At 51.0% G+C, this 23,787-nt stretch carries 25 protein-coding genes; 20 read left to right on the top strand and 5 right to left on the bottom strand.

Going from position 1 to position 23,787, the window contains the following annotated elements:
* Positions 1 to 186: 186 nt before the first annotated feature.
* Positions 187 to 681 carry a TIGR00645 family protein gene (locus HEN21_RS11890; protein WP_000439331.1) on the top strand — a complete coding sequence of 165 codons (495 nt, stop codon included), beginning with the start codon at positions 187 to 189 and terminating at the stop codon, positions 679 to 681.
* A gap of 39 nt (positions 682 to 720) precedes the next feature.
* On the opposite strand, the gene gpr is transcribed toward HEN21_RS11890, so the two are convergent.
* Positions 721 to 1,761, bottom strand: a complete 1,041-nt coding sequence (gene gpr / locus HEN21_RS11895; RefSeq protein WP_176251938.1) for an L-glyceraldehyde 3-phosphate reductase — start codon at positions 1,759 to 1,761, stop codon at positions 721 to 723.
* Between the two features lie 156 nt (positions 1,762 to 1,917).
* On the opposite strand from gpr, the gene yghX reads away from it, so the two are divergent.
* From yghX to hybG, 10 genes are all read left to right on the top strand, one after another.
* A complete protein-coding gene (gene yghX / locus HEN21_RS11900; protein WP_010348720.1) occupies positions 1,918 to 2,805 on the top strand; it encodes a YghX family hydrolase in 888 nt (295 codons plus the stop codon).
* 120 nt (positions 2,806 to 2,925) lie between these two features.
* Positions 2,926 to 3,213 (top strand): DUF2623 family protein YghW, encoded by a 288-nt coding sequence (gene yghW, locus HEN21_RS11905; protein WP_001059138.1) that lies wholly within the window; start codon positions 2,926 to 2,928, stop codon positions 3,211 to 3,213.
* A gap of 188 nt (positions 3,214 to 3,401) precedes the next feature.
* Complete coding sequence (gene hybO, locus HEN21_RS11910) at positions 3,402 to 4,520, top strand: hydrogenase 2 small subunit (protein WP_000145410.1); 1,119 nt, start codon at positions 3,402 to 3,404, stop codon at positions 4,518 to 4,520.
* Positions 4,521 to 4,522: 2 nt separating this feature from the next.
* Positions 4,523 to 5,509: a hydrogenase 2 operon protein HybA gene (gene hybA, locus HEN21_RS11915; RefSeq protein ID WP_001081870.1), complete on the top strand. Its 987-nt coding sequence runs from the start codon at positions 4,523 to 4,525 to the stop codon at positions 5,507 to 5,509.
* Entirely contained in the window at positions 5,499 to 6,677 is a 1,179-nt protein-coding gene (gene hybB, locus HEN21_RS11920; protein WP_176251939.1) for a Ni/Fe-hydrogenase cytochrome b subunit, read from the top strand. Before hybA ends, hybB begins: the two co-directional genes overlap by 11 nt.
* Positions 6,674 to 8,377, top strand: a complete 1,704-nt coding sequence (gene hybC / locus HEN21_RS11925; protein ID WP_105285777.1) for a hydrogenase 2 large subunit — start codon at positions 6,674 to 6,676, stop codon at positions 8,375 to 8,377. Before hybB ends, hybC begins: the two co-directional genes overlap by 4 nt.
* Complete coding sequence (locus HEN21_RS11930) at positions 8,377 to 8,871, top strand: HyaD/HybD family hydrogenase maturation endopeptidase (protein WP_001221940.1); 495 nt, start codon at positions 8,377 to 8,379, stop codon at positions 8,869 to 8,871. Before hybC ends, HEN21_RS11930 begins: the two co-directional genes overlap by 1 nt.
* Positions 8,864 to 9,352 (top strand): hydrogenase-2 assembly chaperone, encoded by a 489-nt coding sequence (gene hybE / locus HEN21_RS11935; protein ID WP_000134014.1) that lies wholly within the window; start codon positions 8,864 to 8,866, stop codon positions 9,350 to 9,352. The genes HEN21_RS11930 and hybE overlap by 8 nt, the downstream gene beginning before the upstream one ends.
* Complete coding sequence (gene hypA / locus HEN21_RS11940) at positions 9,345 to 9,686, top strand: hydrogenase maturation nickel metallochaperone HypA (protein WP_000544956.1); 342 nt, start codon at positions 9,345 to 9,347, stop codon at positions 9,684 to 9,686. The genes hybE and hypA overlap by 8 nt, the downstream gene beginning before the upstream one ends.
* A gap of 132 nt (positions 9,687 to 9,818) precedes the next feature.
* Positions 9,819 to 10,067 (top strand): hydrogenase maturation factor HybG, encoded by a 249-nt coding sequence (gene hybG / locus HEN21_RS11945; RefSeq protein WP_000334896.1) that lies wholly within the window; start codon positions 9,819 to 9,821, stop codon positions 10,065 to 10,067.
* A gap of 132 nt (positions 10,068 to 10,199) precedes the next feature.
* On the opposite strand, the gene yghU is transcribed toward hybG, so the two are convergent.
* Positions 10,200 to 11,066: a glutathione-dependent disulfide-bond oxidoreductase gene (gene yghU, locus HEN21_RS11950; protein ID WP_176251940.1), complete on the bottom strand. Its 867-nt coding sequence runs from the start codon at positions 11,064 to 11,066 to the stop codon at positions 10,200 to 10,202.
* A gap of 204 nt (positions 11,067 to 11,270) precedes the next feature.
* Between yghU and gss the strand changes: the two genes are divergently transcribed.
* Together gss and pitB are read left to right on the top strand one after the other, a co-directional pair.
* Positions 11,271 to 13,130 carry a bifunctional glutathionylspermidine amidase/synthase gene (gene gss / locus HEN21_RS11955; RefSeq protein ID WP_010348713.1) on the top strand — a complete coding sequence of 620 codons (1,860 nt, stop codon included), beginning with the start codon at positions 11,271 to 11,273 and terminating at the stop codon, positions 13,128 to 13,130.
* 291 nt (positions 13,131 to 13,421) lie between these two features.
* Complete coding sequence (gene pitB, locus HEN21_RS11960; protein ID WP_024257546.1) at positions 13,422 to 14,921, top strand: inorganic phosphate transporter PitB; 1,500 nt, start codon at positions 13,422 to 13,424, stop codon at positions 14,919 to 14,921.
* A 48-nt stretch (positions 14,922 to 14,969) separates the two neighbouring features.
* Here pitB and HEN21_RS11965 read toward each other — a convergent pair whose 3' ends face one another.
* Entirely contained in the window at positions 14,970 to 15,662 is a 693-nt protein-coding gene (locus HEN21_RS11965) for a dTMP kinase (protein WP_176251941.1), read from the bottom strand.
* A gap of 173 nt (positions 15,663 to 15,835) precedes the next feature.
* Here HEN21_RS11965 and HEN21_RS11970 point away from each other — a divergent pair, with 173 nt between their 5' ends.
* Genes HEN21_RS11970 through lptG form a run of 7 tightly spaced genes read left to right on the top strand, consistent with a single transcriptional unit; the run spans position 15,836 to position 22,307 of the window.
* Positions 15,836 to 16,549: a dTMP kinase gene (locus tag HEN21_RS11970; RefSeq protein WP_176251942.1), complete on the top strand. Its 714-nt coding sequence runs from the start codon at positions 15,836 to 15,838 to the stop codon at positions 16,547 to 16,549.
* Between the two features lie 31 nt (positions 16,550 to 16,580).
* Positions 16,581 to 17,339, top strand: coding sequence for a hypothetical protein (locus tag HEN21_RS11975; protein WP_105285774.1), 759 nt, complete (start codon positions 16,581 to 16,583; stop codon positions 17,337 to 17,339).
* A gap of 45 nt (positions 17,340 to 17,384) precedes the next feature.
* Entirely contained in the window at positions 17,385 to 18,737 is a 1,353-nt protein-coding gene (locus tag HEN21_RS11980) for a lipopolysaccharide biosynthesis protein (RefSeq protein ID WP_176251943.1), read from the top strand.
* Positions 18,734 to 19,570: a hypothetical protein gene (locus HEN21_RS11985; protein WP_000984961.1), complete on the top strand. Its 837-nt coding sequence runs from the start codon at positions 18,734 to 18,736 to the stop codon at positions 19,568 to 19,570. Before HEN21_RS11980 ends, HEN21_RS11985 begins: the two co-directional genes overlap by 4 nt.
* On the top strand, positions 19,570 to 20,130 hold the full coding sequence (locus HEN21_RS11990) for a YtfJ family protein (RefSeq protein WP_001141114.1): 561 nt from the start codon (positions 19,570 to 19,572) through the stop codon (positions 20,128 to 20,130). Before HEN21_RS11985 ends, HEN21_RS11990 begins: the two co-directional genes overlap by 1 nt.
* Positions 20,131 to 20,160: 30 nt before the next feature.
* Entirely contained in the window at positions 20,161 to 21,231 is a 1,071-nt protein-coding gene (gene lptF / locus HEN21_RS11995; RefSeq protein WP_010355588.1) for an LPS export ABC transporter permease LptF, read from the top strand.
* Positions 21,228 to 22,307 (top strand): LPS export ABC transporter permease LptG, encoded by a 1,080-nt coding sequence (gene lptG / locus HEN21_RS12000; RefSeq protein ID WP_105286407.1) that lies wholly within the window; start codon positions 21,228 to 21,230, stop codon positions 22,305 to 22,307. Before lptF ends, lptG begins: the two co-directional genes overlap by 4 nt.
* Positions 22,308 to 22,341: 34 nt before the next feature.
* Here the strand turns inward: lptG and spt are convergent, their stop codons facing one another.
* Together spt and HEN21_RS12010 are read right to left on the bottom strand one after the other, a co-directional pair.
* Positions 22,342 to 23,514, bottom strand: coding sequence for a serine palmitoyltransferase (gene spt / locus HEN21_RS12005; protein WP_105285772.1), 1,173 nt, complete (start codon positions 23,512 to 23,514; stop codon positions 22,342 to 22,344).
* Positions 23,514 to 23,762, bottom strand: coding sequence for an acyl carrier protein (locus tag HEN21_RS12010; RefSeq protein WP_000248094.1), 249 nt, complete (start codon positions 23,760 to 23,762; stop codon positions 23,514 to 23,516). Before HEN21_RS12010 ends, spt begins: the two co-directional genes overlap by 1 nt.
* Positions 23,763 to 23,787: the final 25 nt, after the last annotated feature.

Genomic DNA, 23,787 nt, shown 5'->3' on the forward strand with positions numbered 1-23,787 from the left:
TTTCTCCCTTCAGGTTCAACGTCCTATAAGGGTAGACGCTCTCAATGCGTTAATCAGGGAACCAGGAAGATCCCTAAACCTCGGATTTATGCGACAACGGTTTAACGTATATGTTGATTTGCTGTTGCGCGCTGTTTACTCAATTGCGATATACTGTTGCCCGTTTTAACTACACGACAGGAATGTATGGAACGTTTTCTTGAAAATGCAATGTATGCTTCTCGCTGGCTGCTTGCCCCCGTGTACTTTGGCCTTTCGCTGGCGTTAGTTGCCCTGGCGCTGAAGTTCTTCCAGGAGATTATTCACGTACTGCCGAATATCTTCTCGATGGCGGAATCTGATTTGATCCTCGTTCTGCTGTCGCTGGTGGATATGACGCTGGTTGGCGGTTTGCTGGTGATGGTGATGTTTTCCGGTTATGAGAATTTCGTCTCGCAGCTCGATATCTCCGAGAACAAAGAGAAGCTGAACTGGCTGGGGAAAATGGACGCAACGTCGCTAAAGAACAAAGTGGCAGCGTCGATTGTGGCGATCTCTTCCATTCACTTACTGCGCGTCTTTATGGATGCGAAAAATGTCCCTGATAACAAACTGATGTGGTACGTCATTATCCATCTGACGTTTGTGCTCTCTGCGTTTGTGATGGGCTATCTTGACCGACTGACTCGCCATAATCACTGATCTGATTCGGGCGCGGTTCTCGCGCCCGTTATTAACACGTTATTTATCGGATGACGCTTGCCACAGATTCAGCTCGCCATCGGCGATATGCTGGTCAATCTGCGCTAACTCCTCGGTGCTAAACGCCAGATTATTCAGCGCCTGTACGTTCTCCTCCAGTTGCTCCGCACGGCTGGCACCGATCAATACCGATGTCACGCGATCATCTTTCAGCAACCAGCTTAATGCCATTTGCGCCATCGTCTGACCGCGCTGCTGTGCCATTTTATTCAATAACCGCAGGCTGTTGAGGTTGGCTTCGGTGAGCATTTTCGGCGTCAGACCTCGAACTTTATGACCTTCGCGATGCATCCGTGAATCCTCCGGAATACCGTTGAGATATTTTCCGGTCAGCAATCCCTGAGCCAGTGGAGTAAAGGCAATACAGCCCACGCCGTTATTTTCCAGGGTGTCCAGCAGGCCGCTTTTATCCACCCAGCGGTTCAGTAAATTGTATGAAGGTTGATGAATTAACAGCGGAATTTTCCATTCGCGCAGCAACTCGACCATTTTTTGCGTCCGCTCTGGCGAGTATGAAGAGATCCCGACATACAGCGCCTTGCCGCTTTGCACAGCATGAGCCAGCGCAGAGGCGGTTTCTTCCATCGGCGTATTTTCATCGACGCGATGAGAGTAAAAAATATCAACATATTCTAGACCCATACGCTTCAGGCTTTGGTCGAGGCTGGCGAGCAGGTATTTACGTGAACCGCCAGAGCCGTACGGGCCGGGCCACATATCGTATCCGGCTTTGGTAGAGATAATCAGTTCATCGCGATAAGCAGCAAAATCCTCCCGCAGCAGACGACCAAAGTTCTCTTCTGCGCTTCCTGGAGGCGGCCCGTAGTTGTTGGCTAAATCAAAGTGCGTAATGCCCAAATCAAAGGCTTTGCGCAGGATCGCACGCTGTGATTCCAGCGCGTTAACGTGGCCGAAATTGTGCCATAAACCGAGCGATAACGCGGGCAGACGTAAACCGCTTTTTCCGCAATAGCGGTACTGCATCTGCCCGTAACGTTCGGGATTCGCTAACCAGACCATGACATCTCCTTTTCACCGTTCAGTTTCGAAACAATGTTTCTAGTTTAGCAATTTGCCAGCGTGTCTCCCGTAGCCTAGTTCACAGAGTGACGAAAAACTGGGCAAAAACACGTGCTTATGCTTTGCTTAAAAAAACAACAGTTGAGGAATGAAACGATGTCGCGTTTAACAGCCAAAGATTTCCCGCAAGAGTTACTGGATTACTACGACTATTACGCTCACGGGAAAATCTCGAAACGTGAGTTCCTCAACCTGGCGACGAAGTATACGGTGGGCGGGATGACGGCATTAGCGTTGTTTGATTTGCTCAAGCCAAATTATGCGCTGGCGACTCAGGTAGAGTTTACCGACCCGGAGATTGTTGCTGAGTACATCACGTATCCTTCGCCAAATGGTCACGGCGAGGTTCGGGGTTATCTGGTGAAGCCTGCGAAGATGAGCGGCAAAACGCCAGCCGTGGTGGTAGTGCATGAGAATCGTGGACTGAATCCGTATATCGAAGATGTGGCGCGGCGAGTGGCGAAGGCGGGGTACATCGCTCTGGCGCCAGACGGCTTAAGCTCCGTGGGCGGATATCCGGGGAACGATGATAAAGGTCGTGAGCTGCAACAGCAGGTTGATCCAACCAAACTGATGAATGATTTCTTTGCCGCGATTGAGTTTATGCAACGCTATCCGCAAGCCACGGGCAAAGTGGGTATTACGGGATTTTGCTATGGCGGTGGTGTCTCGAACGCGGCAGCGGTGGCATACCCGGAACTGGCCTGCGCGGTGCCGTTTTATGGCCGCCAGGCGCCCACCGCCGATGTGGCGAAAATCGACGCGCCTTTACTGCTTCACTACGCTGAACTGGATACGCGAATCAACGAAGGTTGGCCCGCTTATGAGGCAGCGTTGAAAGCTAATAATAAGGTTTATGAAGCGTATATTTATCCGGGGGTTAATCACGGATTCCATAATGATTCCACGCCCCGTTATGACAAATCTGCTGCCGATCTTGCCTGGCAAAGGACGCTGAAATGGTTCGACAAATATCTCTCCTGATGGGTTTATCTCTTCCTGGATAACATTCTTAACATGCTGAAAAAAATAGCGTGCGTAAAAGTCGTTCTTTGCCTAAAATATCGCTATATAAGTTGATATATAGCGTTTGAGGGCAAAACGATGAATAACCATTTTGGTAAAGGCTTAATGGCGGGATTAAAAGCAACACATGCCGACAGTGCGGTTAATGTGACTAAATTCTGTGCCGATTATAAGCGCGGATTTGTATTAGGCTACTCGCATCGGATGTATAAAAAGACCGGTGACCGCCAGCTCAGCGCCTGGGAAGCAGGTATTCTGACGCGCCGTTATGGACTGGATAAAGAGATGGTAATGGATTTCTTTCGTGAGAATAATTCCTGTTCTACATTACGATTTTTTATGGCTGGTTATCGCCTCGAAAATTGATCAAACATACGTATTATCTTGCTTTAATTAATTACACTAATGCTTCTTCCCTTCGTTTTAGCGCCCCGCCGCAGTATCATGACAATGATAACCATAATAAATGTGTGGTAAATGGCGCATCGATCGCATTATTGATTTTGCGGTTGAGGCAAAATATATGCCAGGTCTTCGCAACGGAATAACTATAAATGACTGGAGATAACACCCTCATCCATTCTCACGGCATTAATCGTCGTGATTTCATGAAGCTTTGTGCAGCATTAGCCGCCACTATGGGGCTGAGTAGCAAAGCCGCCGCAGAGATGGCCGAATCGGTCACTAACCCGCAGCGCCCGCCGGTTATCTGGATTGGCGCGCAGGAGTGCACCGGTTGTACGGAATCTCTGCTTCGTGCAACGCATCCAACGGTAGAAAACCTCGTGCTGGAGACCATCTCTCTGGAGTATCACGAAGTCCTTTCCGCCGCATTCGGCCATCAGGTTGAAGAGAACAAACATAACGCGCTTGAGAAGTATAAAGGGCAGTATGTGTTGGTTGTGGATGGTTCCATCCCATTAAAAGATAACGGTATTTACTGCATGGTTGCCGGTGAGCCGATTGTGGATCACATCCGCAAAGCGGCGGAAGGCGCAGCAGCCATTATTGCTATCGGTTCTTGCTCCGCGTGGGGCGGTGTCGCAGCAGCTGGGGTTAACCCCACCGGCGCGGTCAGCCTGCAAGAAGTTCTGCCGGGCAAAACCGTTATCAACATTCCAGGCTGTCCGCCGAACCCGCACAACTTCCTTGCGACCGTTGCGCACATCATCACTTACGGCAAACCGCCGAAACTGGATGACAAAAATCGTCCGACCTTCGCCTATGGCCGTCTGATTCACGAACACTGCGAACGTCGCCCGCACTTCGATGCTGGTCGTTTTGCCAAAGAGTTCGGTGATGAAGGCCACCGCGAAGGCTGGTGCCTGTACCACCTCGGCTGTAAAGGCCCTGAAACTTACGGCAACTGCTCAACGCTGCAATTCTGCGATGTTGGCGGCGTGTGGCCGGTGGCGATTGGTCACCCGTGCTACGGCTGTAACGAAGAAGGTATCGGCTTCCATAAAGGCATCCATCAGCTTGCTAACGTCGAAAACCAGACGCCACGCTCACAAAAACCGGACGTGAATGCTAAAGAAGGCGGCAACGTCTCTGCGGGCGCTATCGGTTTGCTCGGCGGCGTGGTTGGGCTGGTTGCCGGTGTCAGCGTGATGGCGGTGCGTGAACTGGGTCGTCAGCAAAAGAAAGATAACGCTGACTCACGGGGAGAATAACCGTGAACAGACGTAATTTTATTAAAGCAGCCTCCTGCGGGGCATTGCTGACGGGCGCGTTGCCGTCTGTCAGCCATGCGGCTGCTGAAAACCGCCCGCCAATTCCGGGATCGCTGGGTATGTTGTATGACTCGACCTTGTGCGTAGGCTGCCAGGCTTGCGTCACTAAGTGTCAGGATATCAACTTCCCTGAACGTAACCCACAAGGGGAGCAGACCTGGTCGAACAACGACAAACTGTCGCCATACACCAATAACATCATTCAGGTGTGGACCAGCGGCACGGGTGTCAACAAAGACCAGGAAGAGAACGGCTATGCGTACATTAAGAAACAGTGTATGCACTGCGTCGATCCAAATTGTGTCTCTGTATGCCCGGTCTCTGCGCTGAAAAAAGATCCGAAAACCGGCATTGTCCATTACGACAAAGATGTGTGCACCGGCTGCCGTTACTGCATGGTCGCCTGTCCGTACAACGTGCCGAAGTACGACTACAACAACCCGTTTGGTGCGTTGCATAAGTGTGAGCTGTGTAACCAGAAAGGCGTGGAACGTCTCGATAAAGGCGGTCTGCCTGGCTGCGTAGAAGTGTGCCCGGCGGGCGCGGTGATTTTTGGTACGCGTGAAGAGCTGATGGCTGAGGCGAAAAAACGCCTGGCGCTGAAGCCTGGCAGCGAATACCACTATCCGCGTCAGACGCTGAAATCTGGCGACACTTACCTGCACACAGTGCCGAAATATTATCCGCATCTGTACGGCGAGAAAGAGGGCGGCGGTACTCAGGTTCTGGTACTGACGGGTGTGCCTTATGAAAATCTCGACCTGCCGAAACTGGACGATCTTTCTACCGGTGCGCGTTCCGAAAATATTCAACACACCCTGTATAAAGGCATGATGCTACCACTGGCTGTGCTGGCGGGCTTAACCGTGCTGGTTCGTCGCAACACCAAAAACGACCATCACGACGGAGGAGACGATCATGAGTCATGATCCACAACCGCTGGGCGGCAAAATCATCAGTAAACCGGTCATGATTTTTGGACCGTTAATCGTCATCTGTATGCTCCTGATTGTGAAACGTCTGGTGTTCGGTCTGGGTTCTGTCTCCGACCTGAACGGCGGCTTCCCGTGGGGCGTGTGGATCGCGTTTGACCTGCTGATCGGCACCGGCTTTGCCTGTGGCGGCTGGGCGCTGGCGTGGGCGGTATACGTCTTTAACCGTGGGCAATACCATCCGCTGGTGCGTCCGGCGCTGTTGGCGAGTCTGTTTGGTTACTCACTGGGTGGCTTGTCGATCACCATCGACGTGGGTCGCTACTGGAACCTGCCGTACTTCTACATTCCGGGTCACTTCAACGTGAACTCGGTACTGTTCGAGACGGCGGTCTGTATGACCATCTACATCGGCGTGATGGCTCTGGAGTTTGCTCCGGCACTGTTTGAACGTCTGGGCTGGAAGGTGTCGCTCAAGCGTCTGAACAAGGTGATGTTCTTTATCATCGCGCTCGGCGCGCTGCTGCCGACCATGCACCAGTCTTCCATGGGGTCACTGATGATCTCGGCGGGCTATAAAGTGCATCCGCTGTGGCAGAGCTATGAAATGTTGCCGCTGTTCTCGCTGCTGACGGCGTTCATCATGGGCTTCTCGATTGTCATCTTTGAAGGTTCGCTGGTGCAGGTGGGTCTGCGCGGCAATGGCCCGGATGAGAAGAGCCTGTTCGTCAAGCTGACCAACACCATCAGCGTGCTGCTGGCGATTTTCATTGTGCTGCGCTTTGGCGAGCTAATCTATCGCGACAAGCTGTCGTTAGCGTTTGCCGGTGACTTCTACTCCGTGATGTTCTGGATTGAAGTCCTGCTGATGCTTTTCCCGCTGGTCGTTCTGCGTGTGACGAAGCTGCGCAATGATTCCCGTATGCTGTTCCTGTCAGCACTGAGCGCACTGTTAGGTTGTGCAACCTGGCGTCTGACCTATTCGCTGGTGGCATTCAACCCAGGCGGCGGTTACGCCTACTTCCCGACCTGGGAAGAACTGTTGATTTCTATTGGTTTTGTGGCTATTGAGATTTGCGCTTACATCGTACTCATTCGTCTACTGCCGATACTTCCTCCTTTAAAACAAAACGATCATAATCGTCATGAGGCGAGCAAAGCATGAGCCAGAGAATTACTATTGATCCGGTAACCCGTATTGAAGGGCATTTACGCATCGATTGCGAAATCGAAAATGGCGTCGTTTCGAAAGCATGGGCTTCCGGGACCATGTGGCGCGGCATGGAAGAGATCGTGAAAAACCGCGATCCGCGCGATGCATGGATGATTGTGCAACGTATCTGTGGCGTATGTACCACCACTCACGCGCTCTCTTCTGTTCGTGCGGCAGAGAGTGCGCTGAATATCGACGTTCCGGTTAACGCGCAATACATCCGTAACATCATTCTGGCTGCGCACACCACGCATGACCATATCGTTCATTTCTATCAGCTCTCTGCGCTGGACTGGGTAGACATCACTTCTGCGCTGCAAGCCGATCCGACCAAAGCCTCCGAAATGCTGAAAGGCGTTTCGACCTGGCACCTGAACAGCCCGGAAGAGTTCACTAAAGTTCAGAACAAGATCAAAGATCTGGTTGCCAGCGGTCAGTTGGGTATTTTCGCCAACGGCTACTGGGGACATCCGGCGATGAAACTGCCGCCGGAAGTGAACCTGATTGCGGTAGCGCACTACTTACAGGCGCTGGAGTGCCAGCGTGACGCTAACCGCGTTGTGGCGCTGCTGGGTGGTAAAACGCCGCACATTCAGAACCTGGCGGTAGGTGGTGTTGCTAACCCGATCAACCTTGACGGTCTGGGCGTGCTGAACCTTGAGCGCCTGATGTACATCAAGTCCTTCATCGACAAGCTGAGCGACTTTGTTGAGCAGGTTTATAAGGTTGATACCGCAGTTATTGCCGCGTTCTATCCGGAATGGCTGGAACGCGGTAAAGGCGCGGTGAACTACTTGAGCGTGCCGGAATTCCCGACCGACAGCAAAAACGGCAGCTTCCTGTTCCCGGGCGGCTACATTGAGAATGCGGATCTGTCCTCGTATCGTCCGATCACTTCCCATTCAGATGAATATCTGATCAAAGGGATTCAGGAAAGCGCGAAGCACTCCTGGTATAAAGACGAAGCGCCGCAGGCACCGTGGGAAGGCACGACCATTCCGGCTTATGACGGCTGGTCTGAGGACGGTAAATATTCCTGGGTGAAATCACCGACTTTCTACGGCAAAACGGTAGAAGTGGGGCCGCTGGCGAACATGCTGGTGAAACTGGCCGCAGGACGCGAGTCTACCCAGAACAAACTAAATGAAATCGTTGCGATTTATCAGAAACTGACTGGCAACACGCTGGAGGTGGCGCAGCTGCACTCCACGCTGGGGCGTATTATTGGTCGTACCGTTCACTGCTGCGAATTGCAGGATATCCTGCAAAATCAATACAGTGCACTGATCACCAATATCGGCAAAGGCGACCACACCACCTTTGTGAAGCCGAACATTCCGGCTACAGGTGAGTTCAAAGGCGTTGGCTTCCTTGAAGCACCGCGCGGTATGCTCTCTCACTGGATGGTGATCAAAGACGGTATCATCAGCAACTACCAGGCGGTCGTCCCATCAACCTGGAACTCCGGCCCGCGTAACTTTAATGATGACGTCGGTCCTTACGAGCAGTCACTGGTGGGGACACCGGTTGCCGATCCGAATAAACCGCTGGAAGTGGTGCGCACCATTCACTCCTTCGACCCGTGCATGGCCTGCGCGGTACACGTAGTGGATGCCGACGGCAACGAAGTGGTTTCAGTGAAGGTTCTGTAATGCGTATTTTAGTCTTAGGGGTCGGCAATATTTTGCTGACCGATGAAGCCATCGGTGTGCGGATTGTCGAAGCGTTAGAGCAACGATACATTCTGCCGGATTATGTTGAAATCCTCGATGGCGGCACGGCAGGAATGGAGCTGCTTGGCGACATGGCAAATCGCGATCATCTGATCATTGCGGATGCCATTGTGTCGAAAAAGAACGCGCCGGGAACGATGATGATCCTGCGGGATGAAGAAGTTCCGGCGTTGTTTACCAATAAAATTTCTCCGCATCAGCTTGGCCTGGCCGACGTCTTGTCGGCCCTGCGCTTCACTGGCGAGTTTCCGAAAAAGCTGACCCTGGTCGGCGTGATCCCGGAATCACTGGAGCCGCACATCGGCTTGACGCCGACGGTCGAAGCGATGATTGAACCTGCGCTTGAGCAGGTTCTGGCTGCGCTGCGTGAATCAGGCGTGGAAGCCATCCCACGGGAGGCGACTCATGACTGAAGAGATAGCAGGTTTCCAGACCTCCCCGAAGGCGCAAGTACAGGCAGCGTTTGAAGAAATTGCCCGGCGTTCGATGCACGATCTCTCTTTTCTGCATCCTTCAATGCCGGTGTATGTTTCCGACTTTACGCTGTTCGAAGGTCAGTGGACGGGGTGTGTAATCACCCCGTGGATGCTGAGTGCAGTTATCTTCCCCGGCCCGGATCAACTCTGGCCGCTGCGCAAAGTGAGTGAAAAAATCGGTCTGCAACTGCCGTATGGCACCATGACCTTTACCGTTGGCGAACTGGACGGTGTTTCGCAATACCTCTCCTGCTCGCTGATGTCACCGCTTTCGCACAGCATGTCGATTGAAGAGGGTCAACGGCTGACGGATGACTGCGCACGAATGATCCTTTCGCTGCCGGTCACCAATCCGGATGTACCACACGCAGGGCGTCGCGCCCTGCTGTTTGGTCGCAGGAGTGGTGAAAATGCATGAGTTGTCGCTTTGCCAGAGCGCCGTTGAAATTATCCAACGGCAGGCGGAGCAGCACGATGTTAAGCGCGTCACCGCCGTGTGGCTGGAAATTGGCGCGCTCTCCTGCGTTGAGGAGAGCGCCGTCCGTTTTAGTTTTGAAATTGTCTGCCAGGGAACGGTGGCGCAAGGGTGCGATTTACATATCGTCTATAAACCTGCCCAGGCCTGGTGTTGGGATTGCAGCCAGGTGGTGGAGATTCATCAGCACGATGCGCAGTGTCCGATCTGTCATGGCGAGCGGTTGCGTGTCGATACCGGCGATTCGCTGATCGTCAAAAGTATTGAAGTTGAATAAGACTGAGGACAATGCCTGAAAAGCGCACGGACGGTCCCCTCGCCCCTCCGGGGAGAGGGTTAGGGTGAGGGGAAACACCCGCTAAAGGTTCTTTTTCGCGTTTGTCCGCAATCGAAATAACCGGAGTTAACAATGTGTATTGGCGTTCCAGGCCAGGTGCTGGCTGTCGGTGAAGATATTCACCAGCTTGCGCAGGTTGAAGTATGTGGTATCAAGCGCGACGTGAATATCGCCCTGATTTGTGAAGGTAACCCTGCCGATCTGCTGGGTCAGTGGGTGCTGGTACACGTCGGATTTGCCATGAGCATCATCGACGAAGATGAAGCCAAGGCCACATTAGACGCACTGCGCCAAATGGATTACGACATTACCAGCGCGTGATGATTAGCTTTCGTAGGCCTGATAAGACGCGGCAGCGTCGCATCAGGCATTGTGCTCGATTGCCGGATGCGGCGTGAACGCCTTATCTGGCCTATCTCGGCCTGGATGGCTTGCTGTGACGAACACCAACCCTTACCCCTGACGCTTATCTTCCGTATTGGTCTCAAAATCACTGGCATCATGGCGCTCATGCAACTGCTCGTTCAGCGACCCGTTGGTGCGGTTAACAATTCGTCCACGCTTCACAGCCGGACGTTCACCCACTTCTTTCGCCCAGCGTTGCACGTGCTTATAACTGCCCGCATCAAGAAACTCTGCGGCATCATACACGCCGCCTAATACCACGTTGCCAAACCACGGCCAGATTGCCATATCAGCAATGGTGTACTCATCGCCCGCAACAAACTTATGCTGCGCCAGTTGTTTATCCAGTACGTCGAGCAGGCGTTTGGCTTCCATGGTAAAGCGATTGATGGCGTACTCAATTTTCACCGGCGCGTAATGGTAAAAGTGACCAAAACCACCGCCGAGGAACGGCGCAGCCCCCTGTAGCCAGAACAGCCAGTTCATTGCTTCAGTACGTTTCGCCAGATCCTGCGGCAAGAAGTAGCCAAATTTCTCTGCCAGATAAAGCAGGATCGAACCAGACTCAAACACGCGGATCGGCGGATTATGCGTATGATCGCGCAGCGCCGGGATCTTCGAATTTGGGTTCACTTCGACAAAGCCGCTGGAGAATTGATCGCCATCGCCTATGCGTATCAGCCAGGCATCGTACTCTGCACCAGTAACGCCCAGCGCCAGCAGCTCCTCAAGCATAATCGTTACTTTCTGACCGTTCGGCGTTCCCAGCGAATAAAGTTGCAATGGATGTTTGCCAACGGGCAGCGTTTTTTCATGCGTCGGACCAGAAACCGGGCGATTGATATTGGCGAACGCGCCGCCAGCGGATTTATCCCACGTCCAGACTTTCGCGGGCTGATAAGTATTGTCTGTCATAGTGAGTTGCCTTCTGAGTGGTAGTGTTGAAGCAGTGTAGCAGGTCACTTGCTGTACAGAATGTGAATTTTTTAACCCTTTGCGCCAGCCGCTGCGATGAGGTGTATGATTAGTCTGACCTCTGTCCGGTTAATGTCGCTGAGCAGGTAATCAGAGCACAACAATTACGCCAACTGCTTAGGTTGTATTGTTAAAGGTAAAGTGATGAGCAAAGGAACGACCAGCCAGGATGCCCCGTTCGGGACATTATTGGGCTACGCCCCAGGTGGGGTAGCAATCTACTCTTCAGATTACAGTTCTCTCGATCCGCAGGAATACGAAGATGACGCCGTATTCCGTAGCTATATCGACGACGAATATATGGGCCACAAATGGCAATGCGTTGAATTTGCTCGCCGTTTTCTCTTTCTGAATTACGGTGTGGTCTTCACTGATGTAGGCATGGCGTGGGAGATTTTCTCGCTGCGCTTCCTGCGTGAAGTGGTTAACGACAACATCCTGCCATTGCAGGCATTTCCTAACGGCTCGCCGCGTGCGCCAGTCGCGGGTGCGCTGCTTATCTGGGATAAAGGCGGAGAATTTAAAGATACCGGCCATGTCGCCATCATTACCCAATTGCACGGCAACAAAGTCCGTATTGCGGAACAGAACGTGATTCATTCCCCGTTACCGCAAGGGCAGCAGTGGACGCGCGAGTTGGAGATGGTGGTAGAAAACGGCTGCTATACCCTCAAAGACACGTTTGATGACACCACCATTCTGGGCTGGATGATTCAGACGGAAGATACCGAATACAGCTTGCCACAGCCGCAAATTGAAGGCGATTTGTTGAAAATCAGCGGAGCGCGACTGGAAAACAAAGGCCAGTTTGACGGTAAATGGCTGGATGAAAAAGACCCGCTGCAAAATGCCTACGTGCAGGCCAACGGTCAGGTGATTAATCAGGATCCGTATCATTATTACACCATCACCGAGAGTGCCGAGCAGGAGCTGATTAAAGCCACCAACGAGTTGCACCTGATGTATCTTCACGCTACCGACAAGGTGCTGAAAGATGACAACCTGCTGGCATTGTTCGACATTCCAAAAATCCTCTGGCCGCGTTTGCGTCTCTCCTGGCAGCGTCGCCGTCACCATATGATCACCGGTCGTATGGATTTCTGTATGGATGAGCGTGGCCTGAAGGTCTACGAATACAACGCCGATTCCGCCTCCTGCCATACTGAAGCGGGCTTAATCCTCGAACGTTGGACGGAGCAAGGCTATAAAGGCAACGGCTTCAATCCGGCAGAAGGGCTGATTAACGAACTAGCAGGCGCATGGAAACACAGTCGTGCACGTCCATTTGTCCATATCATGCAGGACAAAGATATTGAGGAGAATTATCACGCCCAGTTTATGGAGCAGGCGCTGCAACAGGCTGGCTTTGAAACGCGTATTTTGCGCGGGCTGGATGAACTGGGCTGGGATGCTGCCGGGCAACTGATTGATGGGGAAGGGCGACTGGTTAACTGCGTATGGAAAACCTGGGCGTGGGAAACCGCGTTTGATCAGATTCGTGAAGTCAGTGACCGTGAGTTTGCCGCAGTGCCGATTCGTACCGGTCATCCGCAAAATGAAGTACGTCTGATCGACGTTCTGCTGCGCCCGGAAGTGCTGGTCTTTGAGCCGCTGTGGACGGTGATCCCCGGTAACAAAGCGATTCTGCCGATCCTCTGGTCGCTGTTCCCGCACCATCGCTATCTGCTGGATACTGATTTCACTGTTAATGATGAACTGGTGAAAACCGGTTATGCCGTGAAGCCGATTGCCGGTCGCTGTGGCAGCAATATCGACCTGGTCAGCCATCATGAAGAGGTGCTGGATCAAACCAGCGGTAAATTTGCCGAGCAGAAAAACATCTATCAACAGTTGTGGTGCTTGCCGAAAGTGGACGGTAAATACATCCAGGTATGTACCTTCACCGTTGGTGGCAACTATGGCGGGACTTGCTTGCGCGGCGATGAATCACTGGTCATCAAAAAAGAGAGTGATATTGAACCGTTAATTGTGGTGAAAGAGTAATACATGTAGTAGCAACCCCGTACTGATTATAAAGAGTAATCAGTACGGGGATTAATCAAAGTATTTAATATTCATATATTTTATTATTTGCTCATTTCATTTGTGAATATATAAACTGGCAAAATGCCTGTGTGTTAATTATTCCTGATAATTTTGAATTAATGCTTATTGTCTGATACACAAGAAATAACACTCTTTTTATCGTTAAAAGATGATATTTCACTTTGCCCACGCCGTGAAAGTCACTGATAATGCGTCCGTTCGTAAATTCAAAATGGCGTAATCTAATATATGCTAAATTTATTTGTTGGCCTTGATATATATACGGGGCTTTTGTTATTACTTGCTCTGGCATTTGTGTTGTTCTACGAAGCAATCAATGGTTTTCATGACACGGCAAATGCGGTGGCAACCGTTATTTATACCCGCGCCATGCAACCACAACTTGCTGTGGTAATGGCGGCGTTTTTTAACTTTTTTGGCGTATTGCTTGGCGGACTTAGCGTCGCTTATGCCATCGTCCATATGTTGCCAACCGATTTGCTGCTGAATATGGGGTCAACCCACGGTCTGGCGATGGTCTTTTCCATGCTGCTGGCGGCGATTATCTGGAACCTGGGAACGTGGTTTTTTGGTTTACCGGCCTCCAGTTCACATACTTTGATTGGTGCGATTATCGGCATCGGTCTAACTAATGCGATGTTAACCGGTTCATCGGTGATGGACGCGTTAAATCTGCGTGAAGTGACCAAGATTTTCTCCTCACTGATTGTCTCCCCAATTGTGGGGCTGGTGATTGCGGGAGGACTGATTTTCCTGCTGCGTCGCTTCTGGAGCGGGACGAAAAAGCGTGACCGTATTCACCGCATTCCTGAAGATCGCAAAAAGAAAAAAGGCAAACGTAAGCCGCCATTCTGGACGCGTATCGCACTGATTGTTTCCGCTGCGGGCGTGGCGTTTTCGCATGGTGCGAACGATGGACAAAAAGGGATCGGTCTTGTGATGCTGGTGCTGGTGGGAATTGCGCCCGCCGGGTTTGTCGTCAATATGAACGCGTCCGGCTATGAAATTACCCGTACCCGCGATGCCGTGACTAACTTTGAACACTATCTGCAACAGCATCCTGAATTGCCGCAGAAATTGATTACGATGGAACCCCCGCTGCCTGCGACTCCGACGGATGGCACACAAGTAACGGAGTTTCACTGTCATCCGGCAAATACCTTTGATGCGATTGCGCGCGTTAAAACGATGCTGCCAGGCAATATGGAAAGCTACGAGTCGTTAAGCGTGAGTCAGCGCAGCCAGCTGCGCCGCATTATGCTGTGCATTTCTGATACCTCCGCGAAGCTGGCGAAACTGCCAGACGTCAGTAAAGAAGACCAGAACCTGCTGAAAAAACTGCGTAGCGATATGTTAAACACCATTGAATACGCTCCGGTGTGGATCATTATGGCAGTGGCGCTGGCGCTCGGTATCGGCACCATGATTGGCTGGCGTCGTGTAGCGATGACCATCGGTGAGAAGATTGGTAAGCGTGGCATGACGTATGCGCAAGGGATGGCGGCGCAAATGACGGCGGCGGTATCTATCGGCCTTGCCAGCTACATCGGTATGCCAGTTTCCACAACACACGTACTCTCTTCTGCGGTGGCAGGGACGATGGTCGTGGATGGTGGAGGCTTACAGCGTAAAACGGTAACCAGCATCCTGATGGCGTGGGTGTTTACCTTACCGGCGGCGATTTTTCTGTCTGGTAGTCTGTACTGGATAGCATTGCAGTTGATTTAACCTTCCTGAAAATGCCCGGTCCTGGCGATCGGGCATTTCCATTTTTGACTAGTGATAACCACGCGCCGTCATAAAATCCGTAATCGCTTTTTCTGCATCAACCAGCACCTTTTCCAGTGGCTGATTGGCGTCGATATCAACCAGTTGTGCACCACCAAAGGTTAACTGTGGCGTTATGGCAATCTTCCTCGCCAGCGATTCCCGTTTATGGTCGGGTTTACGCGCGCAGGCAACTTCAAGGTCAACATTGAGTTTGATGACCAGATCAGGCTTATGGCTCGCCATCCAGTGAAACGCTTTACGTTCCTGGCTTGCCAGCCATGAGACAAAACGACCACCTTCAACGTTAGGTGGGAACACCGTACCATCGTAAGCGCCAGGAATTTGGTCCTGAGGATAACGGTCGGTTAGAACAATTAACCCGCGACGACGACAGGCAAGCATATGACGAAAGCGCAGTAAGCGACGGGCGACAAACGCTGTAATTACCAGCGCCGGAACCGGGCCAGGCAATTTTTTTGCCGTTTTCACTTCATTTTTTTCAATGGTTTTATGCAGGGATTTTCCCATCAACGGTAATTTTGTCACCGCACGTCCGACATTTCCTGCCTGCTTTCCTAAATGAACTCTTTCGGCAGCACCATATTTTTCGACAACGCTAATGAGATGTTCACACACCGTTGACTTGCCTGAACCATCGCTACCAATGACAGCAATTAATGGAGGAATTATTGACTGCATGAATATATCCTTAAATTTAAATACCCGTCCAAAATATTTATTTAATTAATGTGTTTTTATGAAAGTGTAATTCAGGTCAATGTCACAATTAACCATTGTCACAATAAGGTTGAACAGATATTCTGAGCACCGACCACGTAATATTCAATACATTATTTGCTGCCGGGTTTTTCGTGAATCAACGTAATATGTCAATAATTAATTCCACGCCAGTGCGTGTTATTGCCATTGTGGGGTGTGATGGTTCAGGTAAATCGACTCTCACAGCAAGCCTGGTAAATGAACTGGCAACAAAAATGCCAACAGAACACATTTATCTCGGGCAATCTTCCGGGAGAATTGGCGAATGGATATCACATCTTCCAGTAATTGGCGCGCCTTTTGGGCGTTATCTGCGGGGGAAAGCGGCACATGTGCATGAAAAGCCGTCAACGCCGCCCGGCAATATTACCGCGCTGGTTATTTATTTGCTTTCCTGCTGGCGGGCGTACAAGTTTCGCAAAATGTTGCGTAAAAGCCAGCAAGGCTATCTGTTGATTACCGACCGTTATCCACAGGTCGAAGTGCCTGGTTTTCGCTTTGATGGTCCGCAACTGGCAAAAACTACTGGCGGTAACGGCTGGATAAAAATGTTAAGGCAACGCGAGCTGAAACTATACCAGTGGATGGCGTCTTATTTGCCTGTGTTATTGATTCGTCTTGCTATTGATGAACAGACGGCATTTTCCCGCAAACCCGATCATCAACTGGCGGCGTTACAGGAAAAAATCGCTGTTACGCCACAACTGACGTTCAATGGCGCAAAGATACTGGAGCTGGACGGGCGACAACCTGCAGATGAAATCCTGCAAGCCTCGTTACGCTCAATTCACGCAGCACTTTCCTGATCACCAAAATGGATAGGGGACGATTTAACGAATGGATGCACTACAAACGCAAACTGTTAACAGCACAACCGCGCCGCAACCCAACTATATTCCAGGGCTGATTGCGGTGGTCGGGTGCGATGGCACCGGTAAATCCACGCTGACCACCGATTTGGTTAAATCGCTGCAACAACACTGGCAAACTGAGCGTCGTTATCTGGGGCTGCTATCCGGCGAAGACGGCGACAAAATTAAACGCTTGCCGCTCGTTGGCGTCTGGCTGGAACGGCGTCTGGCGGCCAAATCCTCGAAAACTCAAAGTATGAAAACTAAATCTCCGGCACTCTGGGCGTCGGTGATTATGTACTGTTTCTCGCTGCGAAGAATGGCGAATCTGCGCAAGGTTCAGCGACTGGCGCAAAGCGGCGTTCTGATAGTCAGCGATCGCTTTCCGCAGGCGGAAATTTCCGGTTTCTATTATGACGGACCGGGGATTGGCGTCGAACGCGCGACCGGAAAAATCAACCAATTTCTGGCACAGCGCGAGCGGCGCTTATATCAACAAATGGCGCAATATCGTCCTGAATTAATTATTCGTCTGGGCATTGATATTGATACCGCCATCTCCCGCAAGCCAGATCACGATTATGCCGAGTTGCAGGACAAAATCGGCGTTATGTCGAAGATTGGCTATAACGGCACAAAAATTCTTGAGATTGATTCCAGAGCGCCCTACCACGACGTGCTGGAACAGGCGCAGAAAGCGGTTTCTCTGGTTGCCATCGTTTCTGACCGCCGAAGTTTAACTTGAGGCTGGCGGGCTATTTTTCATTATCAACGATAAGGTCTGGCTGAATTGGCGGGTTTTAACATCAAACATTGGTTTGCAGATGGAGCCTTTCGCACCATTATTCGCAATAGCGCCTGGTTAGGCTCCAGCAATGTCGTGAGCGCCTTGCTGGGCTTACTGGCGCTCTCGTGCGCTGGTAAAGGGATGACGCCAGCGATGTTTGGCGTACTGGTGATTGTGCAATCGTATGCTAAGTCGATCAGCGATTTTATTAAGTTTCAGACATGGCAGTTGGTAGTGCAGTACGGAACGCCAGCCTTAACCAACAATAACCCCCAACAATTTCGTAATGTCGTCTCGTTTTCCTTTTCGCTGGATATCGTCAGCGGCGCGGTGGCGATTGTCGGCGGCATTGCCTTACTGCCATTTCTTTCCCATTCATTAGGTCTGGATGAGCAAAGCTTTTGGCTGGCGGCGCTCTATTGCACGCTGATCCCCTCAATGGCTTCTTCCACGCCGACCGGCATTCTGCGCGCTGTCGATCGCTTCGATTTAATTGCGGTGCAGCAGGCTACAAAACCCTTTCTGCGAGCGGCGGGTAGCGTAATCGCCTGGTATTTTGACTTTGGTTTTGCGGGCTTTGTTATTGCCTGGTACGCCTCGAATCTGGTTGGCGGCACGATGTACTGGTGGTTTGCTGCGCGTGAATTACGCCGCAGAAATATCCATAACGCCTTCAAATTGAATCTGTTCGAGTCTGCCCGTCATATCAAAGGCGCGTGGAGTTTTGTCTGGTCAACCAACATTGCTCACTCCATCTGGTCGGCGCGTAACTCGTGCAGCACCGTGCTGGTGGGGATTGTGTTGGGGCCAGCCGCCGCTGGGTTATTTAAAATCGCCATGACATTCTTCGATGCCGCCGGTACGCCAGCGGGTTTGCTGGGTAAAAGTTTTTATCCAGAGGTAATGCGCTTAGATCCGCGCACTACCAGACCGTGGTTGTTAGGCGTGAAGTCAGGTTTACTGGCTGGCGGAATCGGTATTCTGGTGGCGCTCGCGGTGCTAATCGTCGGCAAGCCGCTAATTTCGCTGGTATTTGGCGTTAAATATCTCGAAGCATATGACCTGATCCAGGTGATGCTTGGTGCGATTGTTATTTCGATGCTGGGCTTTCCGCAGGAGTCATTGCTATTGATGGCGGGTAAACAGCGCGCCTTCCTCGTAGCGCAAACCATCGCTTCAATCGGCTACATCGTTTTGCTGTTCATGTTTTGTCATCTGTTTGGCGTGCTGGGAGCAGCGTTTGCTTATTTCGGCGGTCAATGTCTGGACGTGGCGCTCTCACTAATTCCGACCTTAAAGGCGTTCTTTCAGCGCCATTCATTGCTTTATAACGCAGCCGGAGAGAAATCCCGATGATGAGAAAATATTTTCCGCTTGAGGCGAGCGAGCGTTTATTTGTTGCGATTGAGGAAGATGATGTTGTTGACGCGCAGGTCAGTTTGCCGCCGACAATCGCCCTGGGTTGTACCGCCGAAATCATCCATGATAATTACGCGTTATGTCTGCAATTCTGGCTAAATGGCGTTGATCATAAGGAGTTGCTGCGTTTAATCCATAAACAAACCAAAGGCGATGAGCTTTCGGCTGAAGAGCGCAAACAATTTAAATACATGCGAGCGCGCTATAAGCATTTACGTTTTGCTCAACGGTTGTATTTAAAGAAGCATCAGGCCGGATTTTTATTCGGCAAAACGACGGTATGTCTGGGCCATTTTCAGGATGGTTTTCGTAACGGTAAGAAAAATATCGTGTCGTATTACGGTAACCTGTTACGGATTTATTTAAGCTCCCCGGTCTGGTCGTTAGTGAACTGGTCATTACGCCATAGCCAGTTAGAAAGCGTGAACGGTTTTATTGCCTATCGGCAAAAGCAAATGCATATCCTGAAAGAGATTATTGCCAAACCGCGACTAACCGGCAGGGAATTTCATGATGTGCGAAAAATCATCAGTCAGCAGGTTTCTTATTACGACACCCTAAGATCGCTTGATCCTGAAAATAAAGAGGCGTTACAGATTTCCCGCTTCCTCGCTGCCATTAATGGTCTGATGGGGGATAAACACGACGACATGGTGGCGGATGATATGGAGAACCGCCGTTCGTATAACGTGCCGACGGCGCTGGATAGCGATATTCGCCAGCGTTTAGAGCTGCTGATTTCGCGTTTTCCGCTATATCCGGAGCAATAATGCCATCTCGCCTGATTGTCGCGCTGATCCTTGCGCTCTTAGCGCCAGTCGTGGCGGCGCATAATTTCATCAATGGGAAGCAGGTTACGCCTATTTATATTCAGGATGGCGGCGAATTACTGCTTACTAACAACGATGAAATCTACTACCAGAAATGGAACAGCGCGCAACTGGCGGGAAAAGTCCGCATTATCCAGTATATCGCCGGGCGCAAGTCGGCAAAGAAAAAGAACTCACTGTTAATCAAAGCAGTAGAAGCGGCAAACTTTCCGCAGGATCGTTTTCAGCCCACCACTATTGTGAATACTGATGATGCCATCTTTGGTACAGGCTATTTTGTGAGCGGTAAAATCGAGAAAAATAAACGCCGCTATCCGTGGGCGCAATTCGTTATTGACGGCAATGGTCTGGGACGGGTTGCCTGGCAATTGCCGGAGCAGAGTTCAACCATTCTGGTGCTGAATAAAAACGGGCAAATTCAGTGGGCAAAGGACGGCAGCCTGACGCCGGAAGAGGTAGATCATGTTATTGCGCTGGCGCAGAAGCTGATCAATGAATAAAAAACTCAAAGGATTGAGGGCGTTAGTGAGATGAAGCTGATTGAACATTACATCATGCGCGGTACGCGCCGTCTGGTGCTGATTATCGTCGGTTTTCTGATCTTTATTTTCGCCAGCTATTCCGCACAGCGTTATCTGACCGAAGCGGCAAATGGCACTTTAGCTCTCAACGTTGTGCTGGATATCGTTTTTTACAAAGTGCTGATTGCACTGGAGATGTTGTTACCGGTTGGCCTGTATGTGTCAGTTGGCGTGACGCTTGGGCAGATGTATACCGACTCAGAAATTACCGCAATTTCTGCGGCGGGAGGCAGCCCGGCGCGTTTGTATAAAGCTGTTCTTTACCTTGCTATACCGTTAAGTATTTTTGTCACCGTTTTGTCGATGTATGGTCGGCCGTGGGCTTATGCGCAGATTTATCAACTGGAGCAACAGTCGCAGTCGGAGCTGGATGTCCGCCAGCTACGGGCGAAAAAATTTAATACTAACGATAATGGGCGGATGATCCTCTCGCAGACGGTTGATCAAGACAATAATCGCCTGACTGACGCGCTGATATACACTTCTACGGCCAATCGAACCCGCATTTTTCGTGCCCGCTCCGTTAATGTTATCGATCCCTCTCCGGACAAACCGACCGTCATGTTGCATAACGGCACAGCCTATCTTCTCGATCATCAGGGCAGTGACGACAACGAACAGATCTATCGCAATCTGCAATTACATCTGAATCCGCTGGATCAAAGCCCTAACGTCAAACGCAAAGCGAAATCGCTCACGGAGCTGGCGCATTCTGTCTTTCCTGCCGATCACGCCGAATTGCAATGGCGACAAAGCCGTGGCGTGACTGCGTTGTTAATGGCACTGATGGCTATCTCTTTAAGTCGGGTAAAACCACGGCAGGGGCGATTTTCTACCTTATTGCCTTTAACGTTACTGTTTATTGCCATTTTTTATGGCGGAGACGTTTGCCGCACTCTGGTGGCGAACGGTGCAATTCCTGTTATCCCTGGTTTGTGGTTAGTGCCTGGACTGATGTTGACTGGTTTGTTGGTGCTGGTTGCTCGCGACTTCTCTTTGCTGCAGAAATTTTCCCGATGAATGTCTTCAGTCGCTATTTAATCCGTCACCTGTTTCTCGGTTTTGCCGCTGCCGCAGGACTACTGCTGCCGCTTTTTACCACCTTCAACCTGATTAACGAGCTGGATGATGTCAGCCCTGGCGGTTATCGCTGGACTCAGGCTGTTCTGGTGGTGGTGATGACCCTGCCACGCACACTGGTCGATCTTGCGCCGTTTATCGCGTTATTAGGGGGGATTGTCGGTCTTGGGCAGTTATCGAAAAACAGTGAACTTACCGCTATTCGCAGCACGGGATTTTCCATTTTCCGTATCGCGCTGGTGGTGCTGGTCGCCGGAATGCTGTGGACAGTCTCGTTAGGCGCGATTGATGAGTGGGTAGCGTCGCCATTGCAGCAACAGGCGATGCAAATCAAATCGACCGCCACCGCGTTAGGGGGGGACGATGACATCACCGGCAACATGTTGTGGGCCAGACGTGACAATGAATTTGTGACGGTGAAATCGCTGAATGAACAGGGCCAGCCGGTAGGCGTGGAGATATTTCATTACCGCGACGATCTGTCACTCGAATCCTACATTTACGCGCGCAGCGCCACCATCGAAGACGATAAAACGTGGCTCCTGCACGGTGTGAATCATAAAAAATGGCTTAATGGCAAAGAAACGCTGGAAACATTAGATAATCTGCCGTGGCAATCGACGTTCACCAGTATAAATCTCGAAGAGTTATCGATGCCGGGTAATAGCTTTTCTGTCCGCCAGCTCAACCATTACATCCATTATTTGCAGGAAACCGGGCAACCGAGCAGTGAATATCGTCTGGCACTGTGGGAAAAGCTGGGACACCCCATCTTAACTCTGGCGATGATTTTACTGGCTGTGCCGTTTACCTTTAGCGCCCCGCGCTCACCGGGGATGGGCAGCCGTCTTGCTGTGGGCGTGATCGTTGGCTTGCTTACCTGGATCAGCTATCAAATCATGGTCAATCTGGGATTGCTATTTGCGTTGAGCGCCCCAGCGACTGCGCTCGGTTTACCGGTAGCGTTTGTGCTGGTGGCGTTGAGTCTGGTGTATTGGTATGACAGGCAACACTAAACCCGCCGTGGCGTAATACCACGACGGGTTAACATTACTGTTTCAGCGTGGCAAATGCCTGAATGATGGCATCGATTTGTTCGCGGCTGTGCGCAGCGTTAACGCTACAGCGCAGCAGCGTAATGCCCGCAGGCGCAGCAGGTGGCAGGATAAGATTCACATAAACACCTAGAGAGATAAGCTCGCGCCAGATGCGTAACCCTTCCTCTTTCGAACCGATTATCACTGGCACTACCGGGCTAATATGCGAGCTTAGCTCGTAACCCAATTTTTGCAGACCGTCATACAGATGGTTGGCGTTATCCATCAACTTTTGCCGCAACTCTGGTTGTGTGGCAATGGTTCTTAACGACGAGCGCACGGTCGCAATGCAGGAAGGAGAAGGGGAGGCGGTGAAAATATACGGGCGGCTGCCGTAGCGCAGCACTTCCATCGCTTCCGAGCCGACAGCAAAACCGCCGATAGAGGCCAGACTCTTACTGAAGGTACCAACGATAATATCAACATCGTCCTCAACGCCAACGGCTTCAACCAGCCCACGCCCCGTTGCGCCTAACACGCCAAACGAATGAGCTTCATCGACAATCAAATAACCGCCGAGACGACGTTTGATATCAATAATTTCCGCCAGCGGCGCAACGTCGCCGAGCATACTGTAGATGCCCTCAACGATGATAATCGCCTCTTTCGCCCGTTCGCCGAGGCGAATCATGCGACGTTCCAGATCGTTGGCGTCGTTATGGCGAAAACGAATAATTTCCGCGCCGCCGAGAGAGCAGGCATCATAAATACTGGCGTGGCTATCGGCATCCAGCAACACCACGGCGTTATGGTCGGCAAGTGCGCTGATGACGCCTAAATTCGCGGTATAACCAGTTGAAAAAACAATAGCAGTAGGGCGATTGAAAAACTCGGCGATCTCTTTCTCTAACGCCAGATGCGGCGCATAGCTGCCATTAGCCATACGAGAACCGGTGGTGCCGGTGCCTTGTGTCGCTAACGCAGCCTGACCTTCGGCGATGGCCTCGTTATTGAAGGTTAAACCGAGATAATTATTGGTTCCGGCCAGGATCACTTTTTTATTGCCGATACGCCCTTCGGTGGCGGAATACACTTCATCAATACAGGTGCCAAACGGTGTTAAACCGTTATCACTAAATTGCAGTCGCTCGCCAGCAAGACGCACATATTTATCGTATAGCCCCATTATTTATTCTCCAGCCATGGAAGTAGTGTTTCCATTAATTGCGCAGGGGTTTTGACATCCAGCAGAATATTAATCGGAATGGAAATATCGAATCTGTCTTCCAGCATCATTAAGAGATCCATCACTTTGATCGATTCCAGACCAAGATCGTTGACGAGCGCGCTGTCAGGCTTAATTTCCACACCGTTTTCGACCAAATCCTGTAAACAGGAAAGGATGTAATCCATTACTATTTCACGATTTACCATAGAAACGTTAACACACCTTTAAACA

Origin of the sequence: Escherichia sp. 93.1518, assembly GCF_013368915.2 — a bacterium.
Lineage (GTDB): Bacteria > Pseudomonadota > Gammaproteobacteria > Enterobacterales > Enterobacteriaceae > Escherichia > Escherichia ruysiae.

Coding starts and splice junctions, on each gene's coding strand:
- HEN21_RS11990 (WP_001141114.1), top strand. CDS start 19,570: ATGCCATCTCGCCTGATTGTCGCGCTGATCCTTGCGCTCTTAGCGCCA.
- HEN21_RS11890 (WP_000439331.1), top strand. CDS start 187: ATGGAACGTTTTCTTGAAAATGCAATGTATGCTTCTCGCTGGCTGCTT.
- hybB (WP_176251939.1), top strand. CDS start 5,499: ATGAGTCATGATCCACAACCGCTGGGCGGCAAAATCATCAGTAAACCG.
- hybG (WP_000334896.1), top strand. CDS start 9,819: ATGTGTATTGGCGTTCCAGGCCAGGTGCTGGCTGTCGGTGAAGATATT.
- spt (WP_105285772.1), bottom strand. CDS start 23,514: ATGGGGCTATACGATAAATATGTGCGTCTTGCTGGCGAGCGACTGCAA.
- hybE (WP_000134014.1), top strand. CDS start 8,864: ATGACTGAAGAGATAGCAGGTTTCCAGACCTCCCCGAAGGCGCAAGTA.
- yghW (WP_001059138.1), top strand. CDS start 2,926: ATGAATAACCATTTTGGTAAAGGCTTAATGGCGGGATTAAAAGCAACA.
- hybO (WP_000145410.1), top strand. CDS start 3,402: ATGACTGGAGATAACACCCTCATCCATTCTCACGGCATTAATCGTCGT.
- gpr (WP_176251938.1), bottom strand. CDS start 1,761: ATGGTCTGGTTAGCGAATCCCGAACGTTACGGGCAGATGCAGTACCGC.
- gss (WP_010348713.1), top strand. CDS start 11,271: ATGAGCAAAGGAACGACCAGCCAGGATGCCCCGTTCGGGACATTATTG.
- HEN21_RS11965 (WP_176251941.1), bottom strand. CDS start 15,662: ATGCAGTCAATAATTCCTCCATTAATTGCTGTCATTGGTAGCGATGGT.
- HEN21_RS11975 (WP_105285774.1), top strand. CDS start 16,581: ATGGATGCACTACAAACGCAAACTGTTAACAGCACAACCGCGCCGCAA.
- HEN21_RS12010 (WP_000248094.1), bottom strand. CDS start 23,762: ATGGTAAATCGTGAAATAGTAATGGATTACATCCTTTCCTGTTTACAG.
- yghU (WP_176251940.1), bottom strand. CDS start 11,066: ATGACAGACAATACTTATCAGCCCGCGAAAGTCTGGACGTGGGATAAA.
- HEN21_RS11985 (WP_000984961.1), top strand. CDS start 18,734: ATGATGAGAAAATATTTTCCGCTTGAGGCGAGCGAGCGTTTATTTGTT.
- HEN21_RS11930 (WP_001221940.1), top strand. CDS start 8,377: ATGCGTATTTTAGTCTTAGGGGTCGGCAATATTTTGCTGACCGATGAA.
- pitB (WP_024257546.1), top strand. CDS start 13,422: ATGCTAAATTTATTTGTTGGCCTTGATATATATACGGGGCTTTTGTTA.
- lptF (WP_010355588.1), top strand. CDS start 20,161: ATGAAGCTGATTGAACATTACATCATGCGCGGTACGCGCCGTCTGGTG.
- hypA (WP_000544956.1), top strand. CDS start 9,345: ATGCATGAGTTGTCGCTTTGCCAGAGCGCCGTTGAAATTATCCAACGG.
- yghX (WP_010348720.1), top strand. CDS start 1,918: ATGTCGCGTTTAACAGCCAAAGATTTCCCGCAAGAGTTACTGGATTAC.
- lptG (WP_105286407.1), top strand. CDS start 21,228: ATGAATGTCTTCAGTCGCTATTTAATCCGTCACCTGTTTCTCGGTTTT.
- hybC (WP_105285777.1), top strand. CDS start 6,674: ATGAGCCAGAGAATTACTATTGATCCGGTAACCCGTATTGAAGGGCAT.